Source organism: Parafrankia sp. Ea1.12, from assembly GCF_900465275.1.
Classification (GTDB): Bacteria; Actinomycetota; Actinomycetes; order Frankiales; family Frankiaceae; genus Parafrankia; species Parafrankia soli.
Genome location: NZ_UBIZ01000562.1, coordinates 1 through 7,667 on the forward strand (window position 1 = coordinate 1; position 7,667 = coordinate 7,667).

The window sequence follows — 7,667 nt, forward strand, 5'->3', positions numbered from 1 at the left end:
CGTGCACGGCGAGCACCGCGCCCGCGCGGGCCGGGGCCGTGGTCGCCACCGTGTTCGCCGGGCCCGTGGTCACCGTGCATGTGGCTGCGGTGCTCACCGTGCGCATGGCCGCGGTGCTCGCCGTGCACGTGGCTGTGCTCGCCCGGCCGGCACGAGCCTCGGGCCGCCTCGGCGAGTGCCAGAAGTCGGGCGGGATCCAGGAGCCGGGTGGGGTCGAACGGTAGGTACCGGCCCCAGGTGTCCCAGCGGGCATCCCATCCCGGCATGGCGTGTGAACTCATTGTGATCTCCTTAGCAAGTGGGTCGCGTTGCTTCGCGTACGTTCACGATATATCGCGATGGAGCGGATGGCTACCCTTCCTCTCCACCTAGCGGGCAGACCAGTCCCGTCGTTCCGTAGGATTGGTGAATGATCATTTCGGCGTCGGAGGGCGACGGGCACGGTGAGGGGGCGGTCACCCCCCTCGAGGCCGCCTTCGAGGAGCGCGCGTGTGCCCAGCGCGCGGGCACTGCCGTCTTCATGGAGGGCGTCAGCCTTGCTTTGCTCGGCCGGGTGGAGCAGCTGCGGATCCGGCCGACCAACGCGTCGGGAACCGTCGACGACGACGGGCACCAGCAGGTCCGCCTGGAGGCTGGCGACGATGGTCCCGGCTCCACGTGCACCTGCTCCGACAGCTCGGGTGGGGTCTTCTGCCGCCATGCCGTGGCGGTGGCGCTGGTCGCCACGGGCTCGGCCGGGATGGCGGAGGACGACGACGAGGAGGACGGCCACACCGAGGACCTCTTCGCCGACGATCCCGTGCACGCGGCGATCAGGGTGTTCCTGAGCCGCGTCCCGCGGGCGGAGCTGGTCGAGACGCTCCTCGACGCCGCCGACGAGAACGAGGTCGTGGCGGACGTGCTCTGGGAGGCCACGGTGGCCTGGCACGGCCGCCAGCACGGAGCCGTCTGACCGACGGGCCGCCGCGGTACGCGCGGCGCGGGGCCGTCCGGCATCGCGCCGCGCCTGGGGTCGATCTGCGCGACCGGGGGCACTCCCGGCGGGAGCATGACCGCATGCTCGAAGCACACACTGTTGCCGAGGTACGGGACGCCGAGGCGCCCCTGCTCGCGTCCCTGCCCTCCGGCGGGCTCATGCAGCGCGCCGTGTCCGGTCTCGTCTCGCACGCGGTCCGCCGCGTCGACCGGGTGTACGGCGCCCGGATCGTCGTCCTCGCCGGTTCCGGTGACAACGGCGGTGACGCGCTGTGGGCCGGTGCCCGGCTGGCCGCCCGCGGCGCCCGTGTCCACGCCCTCGCTCCCGGCCGGACCCATCCCGAGGGCACGGCCGCCCTCCTCGCGGCCGGCGGGCGGCTGCACCGCACCGGCCCGGTCGACCCGCCCGCACCGGAGGGGATGGGCGCCGACGCGGCCGCCGACCTCCTCGACTCCGCCGACCTCGTCCTGGACGGGCTGCTCGGCATCGGCGGCCGCGGCGAGCTGCGCGAGCCGTACGCCCGGCTCACCACGCTCGCGCCGGCCCGGCGGACGGTGGCCGTGGACGTGCCCAGCGGGGTCGACGCGGACACCGGCGCGGTGGCGGAGGGGGCCGTGCGGGCGGCCGGCACCGTCACCTTCGGCACGTACAAGCGCGGCCTGCTGGTCGGACCCGGAGCTGTCCACGCCGGGCGGGTCGAGCTGGTCGACATCGGGCTGACCCTGCCCGAGCCCGACCTACGAGCCCTGCAGGACGTCGACGTGGCCCGGCTGTTGCCCGTCCCGGTCGCGGCCGACTCGAAGTACTCCCGCGGCGTGCTCGGGCTCGTCGGCGGCAGCGACCGGTACCCGGGAGCCGCGGTGCTGGCGGTCGGCGGCGCGCTGCGCGGCGGCGCGGGCTACCTGCGGGTGGTCGCCGAGGCCGGCGCCGCCGATTACGTCCGCCGGGCCCACCCCGAGCATCGCCTCCGCGTCCCCCGCCTCGATCACCGTCAGCACGGATTCCGGGTGGGCCGGGTCCAGGCGTGGGCGATCGGCCCCGGCCTCGTACCGGACGAGGCCACCCGGCGCCTCGTCGACGCGCTGCTCGAGCAGACCGAGAGCGGCCTGCTAGTGGACGCCGGCGCGTTGGACGCGCTCGCGTCCGCCGTCGCCGCCCGCCCGGCGGTGCTGCGGGACCGCGCGGGCGCCGTCGTCCTGACCCCGCACGAGGGCGAGTTCATCCGGCTGACCGGCACGGCACTCGGCTGGGACCAGGCCGGCACATCTGAGCGCCTGCGGGCCGACCGTCTCGGCACCGTCCGCCAGGCGGCGCGGGACCTCGGCGCCGTCGTCCTGCTGAAGGGCAACCGGACGATCATCGCCGCCCCCGGCGGGGAGGCCCTCGTCAACCTCACCGGGACGCCATGGCTGGGAACGGCCGGATCCGGTGACGTTCTCACCGGACTCGCCGGTTCCCTGCTGGCCGCGGGCCTGCCGGCGCCGCAGGCGGCCGCCGTGGGCGCGTTCCTGCATGGCCGGGCGGGGGAGCGCGGGCCCGTGCCGCTCGCCGCCGCAGACCTGCCCGCGCTCCTGCCCGGGGTCGTCGAGGACCTGCTTGCTAGCGTCGAGGGGTGAGCCCGCAGCCCCCATCGCACCCGCCGCGTGCCTACGCGGCCATCGAGCTCGACGCCGTGCGCGACTCGGTCGCGGCCCTGGTCGCCCGCGCCGGCGCCGCCGCGACCATGGCCGTGGTCAAGGCGGACGGGTACGGGCACGGAATGCTGCCCTGCGCCCGGGCCGCCCTGGACGCCGGCGCGAGCTGGCTCGGGACGGCCTTCCTGGAGGAGGCGCTGGCGCTGCGGGCCGCCGGGATCACCGTCCCGGTGCTCTCCTGGCTGGCGGCGCCGGGTGAGCGCCTCGCCGCGGGCATCGCGGCGGATGTCGACCTCTCCGCGTCCGCCGGCTGGGCGCTCGACGACCTCGCCGCCGCGGCCCGCACCGCCGGCCGGGCCGCCCGGGTGCACCTCAAGATCGACACCGGCCTCGGGCGGGCCGGGGCCACCGGCGAGGACTGGCCCGGCCTGTGCGACAGCGCCGCGGCGCTCGAGGCGGACGGGCTCATCGAGGTCGTGGGCGTGTGGAGCCACTTCGCCTTCGCCGACGCGCCCGGCCACCCGACCGTCCAGGCGCAGATCAGCCGGTTCGGCGACGCGGTGGACGTCGCCCGCAAGGCCGGGCTGCGCCCGCAGGTGCGCCACCTCGCGAACTCGGCCGCGACGCTGGTCAGCCCGGAGGCGCACTTCGACATGGTCCGGCCGGGCGTGTCGGTGTACGGGCTGTCGCCGGGGCCCGAGGTCGGGCCGCCGTCCGCGTTCGGGCTGCGGCCCGCGATGACGCTGCGCGCCAGCACCGCGCTGGTGAAGCGGGTGCCGGCGGGCACCGGAGTGTCCTACGCGCACCGCTACCGGACGTCGGCGGAGACCGGCCTCGCCGTCGTCCCGCTCGGCTACGCCGACGGCATCCCCCGCTCGGCCACGAACACGGCCGAGGTGCTCGTGGGCGGGCGCCGGCGGCGCATCGCCGGCACCGTCTGCATGGACCAGTTCGTCGTGGATGTCGGTGCCGACCCGGTGCGCGTAGGCGACGAGGTGATCCTCTTCGGCCCCGGCGACCGGGGCGAGCCGACCGCGGACGACTGGGCGCGCGCGCTCGGCACCATCAACTACGAGATCGTCACCCGGATCGGCCCGCGGGTACCGCGCGTCTACATCTGACCGCCGGATACGCCTGATCGGCCGGGACGTCTGGTCAGCGGCAGCCGCCGGTGCCGCACGCGCCGCCGCCGTGCTCGTGGCCGGCTGTGGCGCCCCCGAACATGCCGCGTTCCATCCGGCGGCGGACCGGCTGCGGGTTCGCCGCGCGCTCGGCGGCCTTCTCGATCTCGTCGCGCGTGGTCAGTGTCAGCATCACCGGCCCGCTCTGGGCGGGAGCGGCCGGCTGGGCACCGGCCTCGGCGAGGTCGTCATCGATCTCGTCGAGATCCTCGTCGAGATCGACAGCGCCGCCATACGTGGGCGACGTGGTCAGATTGCTCTTCCGCCACCGCAGTTTCACGACGCCTCCCCTGGTCGCAACCACACGGCTCGACCAGGTCCACGCTAGCGGAGGATCGCGGAGCGGACCCGGTGGATCTCTGTGATCCCCTGTCGGGTATCCGCCTGCGCCGAGACGTGTACTCCCGGGTCTGCTCATGACATCGCTTTCGGGCATCGGGCACCATCGGGCATCATCGGGGTGTCGTGCGTTCTATGGCCGGAAGGTGGGCAGACGGTGGCAGGCGCCCCAACCGATCGTGGTTCCACCGGCGGTTCGGTCCGCTCGGCTGGCGCTGCCCGTGCCGCCCTTTCGGTCGGCTCGGCGGGGGCTGCCGGCGCCCTGACCGCGACCGCCGGCGCGGCGCGGGCGGTGGCCCGGGCAACGGGATCCGCCGCGGGCTCCCGGGCCGCGCGCCGTGGTGGCACGGTGGGCCTGGTCGGAGCCGCGATCGCGGCCGGCCTGATCGCCGAGCGCCGGGCCGTGCGGCGCCACCGGGCCGTACCCGACCTGCCGGACCGGGAACGGGTCGGCCCGATCGGCGGCCGGGCCGACATGGTGGTCGCCGTGGCGGACGGTGTCCCGCTGTATGTGGAGGAGACCGCGCAGGACCCCCCGCCCCGATCCGGAGCGGGCTCCGCCGCGCCGACGCTGGTCTTCGTGCACGGCTTCTGTGTGAACAGCGACTCGTGGGTGTTCCAGTACCGCGCCCTGCGCGACCTGGGTCCGATGGTCTTCTACGACCAGCGCGCGCACGGCCGCTCCGGCCCGTCCGAGGCGGCGAACTGCACGATCGACCAGCTCGCGGCAGACCTCTACCAGGTCCTCACCGAGCGGGTCCCCGAAGGTCCGATCGTCCTGATCGGCCACTCGATGGGCGGCATGACGATCCTCGCGCTGGCGGGGGAGCATCCGGAGCTCTTCGGTGACCGCGTCATCGGGGTGGCGCTCATCTCGACCAGCGCGGGTGATCTCCCCCGGGTGACCTTCGGCCTACCAGCACTGATCACGGGCGGCGTGCGCCGGGTGTTACCCGGGCTCGCGATCGGCATGCGCAGCGCCCCGTCGCTGTTCGAGCGCGCCCGCCGGCGGGGCAGCGACTTCTCCTGGGAGATCACCCGGCGGATCGGTTTCGGCTCGACCGATGTGCCCCCGTCCGTTGTCTCGTTCCTGGAGACGATGGTGGGGGACACGCCGATCACCGTCATGGCCTCCTTCATGTCCACCCTGCTCGACCATGACAAGCTGGACGCCGCCGTCAACCTCCGCGGCTCTCCCACCATCCTGCTGGTCGGGGACGGCGACCTCATGACGCCGCTCGCGCACAGCCTGACCCTCGCCGAGCTGCTGCCCGACGCCGAGCTGCGGGTCGAGGAGGGCGCGGGGCACGCGGTCATGCTGGAACGACCGGCCGCGGTGAACGCCGCCATCCGCGACCTGGTCGAACGGGTCCGCCCGCCGCGCCGGGCACCGCTGCGGGCGCCCGACCCCGTCGGGCCGTGACGGCGGGCCCGCGGGGAGCGGTACGTGACGTCGGCCCGGTACCGCGCCGGCGTCGGACCCGGCTCCGCGACGCCCGACGGCGGGCCGGGTGACGACGGCGCGCCGGCGACATACGAAGAACCACGGACGAGGACGGATACGCACCGATGACCACGCCCGCCGTCCCCGAGATCGCGGTCGAGGATCCCGACCAGATGCGTGCGCTCGGTGCGCGCCTCGCGCCGCTGCTGCGCGCCGGTGACCTGATCATCCTGGACGGTCCGCTGGGCGCCGGCAAGACCGTTTTCGTCCAGGGGCTCGCGGCCGGCCTCGGGGTGTGCTCCCCGGTGACGTCGCCGACGTTCGTCCTCGCCCGGGTGCACACCGACGGCCGCCTGCCGCTGGTCCACGTGGACGCCTACCGGCTCGGTGGCGCCGCCGAGGTCGACGATCTCGATCTGGACGCCGATCTCGGGCGGTCGGTGTGCGCGGTCGAGTGGGGTTCCGGGCTGGTGGAGCAGATGGCCGCGGCCCATCTGCGGGTGGAGATCAGCCGTCCGTCCGGCGACGAGACCGGCGATGTGCGGCGGGTGCGGCTGCGGCCCGAGGGGGCCGACTGGGCCGCCCGGCTGACCGCGCTGGCCACTCCGGACCGCACACCGCACCCGCAGGGGCCCGCGGCGCGTTAGCCGAGTCGTGCCATCGGTGCACCCGGCCCGTCGGCGTCCGCCGGTGTGTGCCGGCCTCTTACCGGGCCGGGCGGCGGGTCGGGTGCTGTCGAGCTCGGGCCGGATCGCGTCGACCTGTTGGTGCCGGCCTGTTGGTGGTGGCCGGGCGTGCCGCCGGGATCGTGGCACGCACGACGCGCTACCCGCGCCCGGACCCGTGCCGGCCGCGATGCCGCGATGTCCTGAGGGCGGGAACCGTCTCGGTGCGGCGGGCGCCCGTGGCGCGGGAACCAGCCCCCGTCGGTGGAATTCCCGGGACGGCCAGGCAGGCCGCCGGGCTCCGCGCCGTCCTAGCACCTATTCGGGTGGGCATGTTCGGGTAACCCGGTGAAGTGATTCCAGGAACACGGGGGCTCACCGGCGGTGAATTTTCGCTGCCGTTCCGGAATGGCGTTGGCGGTCGGACGTGAGCCGTCGCATAGCAGCGGGCGACCTAGATCATGTTAAGGTCAGATGTCCCAGTGTTAATGTTCGCCCCCGACCCCGTTCCTATACCGCGTCTCGGGTGGGCGTGTCGTGGCAAGTAGCGCTTGAGGACAAATAGTCAACGTTCCGTAGTTGATGAGTTGTTCCGCTATATTGGCGGCGTAGGCGCGAAGTTCATGCATGTAGCGGCCTGACTGCTTCATGTAAGGGCCGCGGAGAACCGGGATGGCCCGTTGTGGCCGGGAGAGGGGGGCGAGTGCGCAGCAGCACCGCTGCCGACCTTGTGGACGCTCCGGTGGAGCGGTCGACCCGGTCCCGCCGTACACGCAGCGACTTCCTCGCGAGCCGGCGTGATCTGCTCGACGCCGTGGGCCGGCTCCTCGCCCGCAACGGGCGCCGCTTCAGCCTCGTCGACCTCGCCGCGGAGGCGGGCGTCTCGACGGCGACCGCGTACCGCCACTTCGTCGACGTCCACGACGCCCTCGACGTGTACTACCTCCAGCTCATCGACGTACTGGTAACCGACATCCGCGCCCTGGCGGTCGGTGAGGACCACCTGGGCAACTTCGAGGTCGTCTGCGAGGTGTGGGTCCGCTCGGCCGCGCGGTGGGGGCGGGCGGCGGTGCACGTGCGCTCCGCCCATGGGTACCTCGCCCGGCTGCAGGCCCGTGACGACCTCGTCTCCAAGCTGCACCAGGTGCTCGCGCCGGTCGTGCTCGGCCTGGTGGACAACGGCGTGCTGCCGCCTCAGGAGCCCGAGTACGCGGTGCTGTTGTGGGCCTCGGTCTTCGACGAGCGGGTGATCGTCGACCTGCTCGACACCCTCGGCTGGTCGGTCGAGCAGGTCGCGCAGAAGCTCACCGCCTCGGCGCTGCGGATGCTCGGCTACACCGGCTGGACCCCCCTACGGCCGGCCTTCCCGCCGGCGGGCTCCGGTGCGCAGGCGCCCGCCGCCGGCCCGGTTCCCCCGGCCCCCGTGCC

Annotated in this window: 8 protein-coding genes; 7 read left to right on the forward strand and 1 reads right to left on the reverse strand. The window is 74.2% G+C overall.

What is annotated here, in order from left to right; all coding sequences use genetic code 11:
• From FMEAI12_RS36815 to alr, 4 genes are all read left to right on the forward strand, one after another.
• Positions 1 to 224: hypothetical protein (locus FMEAI12_RS36815; protein WP_160144365.1), on the forward strand; the 224-nt coding region annotated here is incomplete at its 5' end.
• A 185-nt stretch (positions 225 to 409) separates the two neighbouring features.
• The gene (locus tag FMEAI12_RS31445) at positions 410 to 952 is read left to right on the forward strand and encodes an SWIM zinc finger domain-containing protein (protein WP_071066129.1); all 543 of its coding nucleotides are present in this window, start codon (positions 410 to 412) and stop codon (positions 950 to 952) included.
• A 104-nt stretch (positions 953 to 1,056) separates the two neighbouring features.
• Positions 1,057 to 2,592 (forward strand): NAD(P)H-hydrate dehydratase, encoded by a 1,536-nt coding sequence (locus FMEAI12_RS31450; RefSeq protein ID WP_112108865.1) that lies wholly within the window; start codon positions 1,057 to 1,059, stop codon positions 2,590 to 2,592.
• The gene (gene alr, locus FMEAI12_RS31455) at positions 2,589 to 3,731 is read left to right on the forward strand and encodes an alanine racemase (protein WP_071066127.1); all 1,143 of its coding nucleotides are present in this window, start codon (positions 2,589 to 2,591) and stop codon (positions 3,729 to 3,731) included. The genes FMEAI12_RS31450 and alr overlap by 4 nt, the downstream gene beginning before the upstream one ends.
• 34 nt (positions 3,732 to 3,765) lie before the next feature.
• On the opposite strand, the gene FMEAI12_RS31460 is transcribed toward alr, so the two are convergent.
• Positions 3,766 to 4,071 carry a hypothetical protein gene (locus tag FMEAI12_RS31460; protein WP_071066126.1) on the reverse strand — a complete coding sequence of 102 codons (306 nt, stop codon included), beginning with the start codon at positions 4,069 to 4,071 and terminating at the stop codon, positions 3,766 to 3,768.
• A 216-nt stretch (positions 4,072 to 4,287) separates the two neighbouring features.
• On the opposite strand from FMEAI12_RS31460, the gene FMEAI12_RS31465 reads away from it, so the two are divergent.
• The 3 genes from FMEAI12_RS31465 to FMEAI12_RS31475 form a co-directional block, all read left to right on the forward strand.
• Positions 4,288 to 5,553: an alpha/beta fold hydrolase gene (locus tag FMEAI12_RS31465; protein WP_071066125.1), complete on the forward strand. Its 1,266-nt coding sequence runs from the start codon at positions 4,288 to 4,290 to the stop codon at positions 5,551 to 5,553.
• 146 nt (positions 5,554 to 5,699) lie between these two features.
• A complete protein-coding gene (tsaE, locus tag FMEAI12_RS31470) occupies positions 5,700 to 6,221 on the forward strand; it encodes a tRNA (adenosine(37)-N6)-threonylcarbamoyltransferase complex ATPase subunit type 1 TsaE (protein WP_112108866.1) in 522 nt (173 codons plus the stop codon).
• Positions 6,222 to 6,942: 721 nt separating this feature from the next.
• Positions 6,943 to 7,667, forward strand: a 725-nt coding sequence (locus FMEAI12_RS31475) for a TetR/AcrR family transcriptional regulator (protein ID WP_200835470.1), incomplete at its 3' end; no start/stop codon positions are given.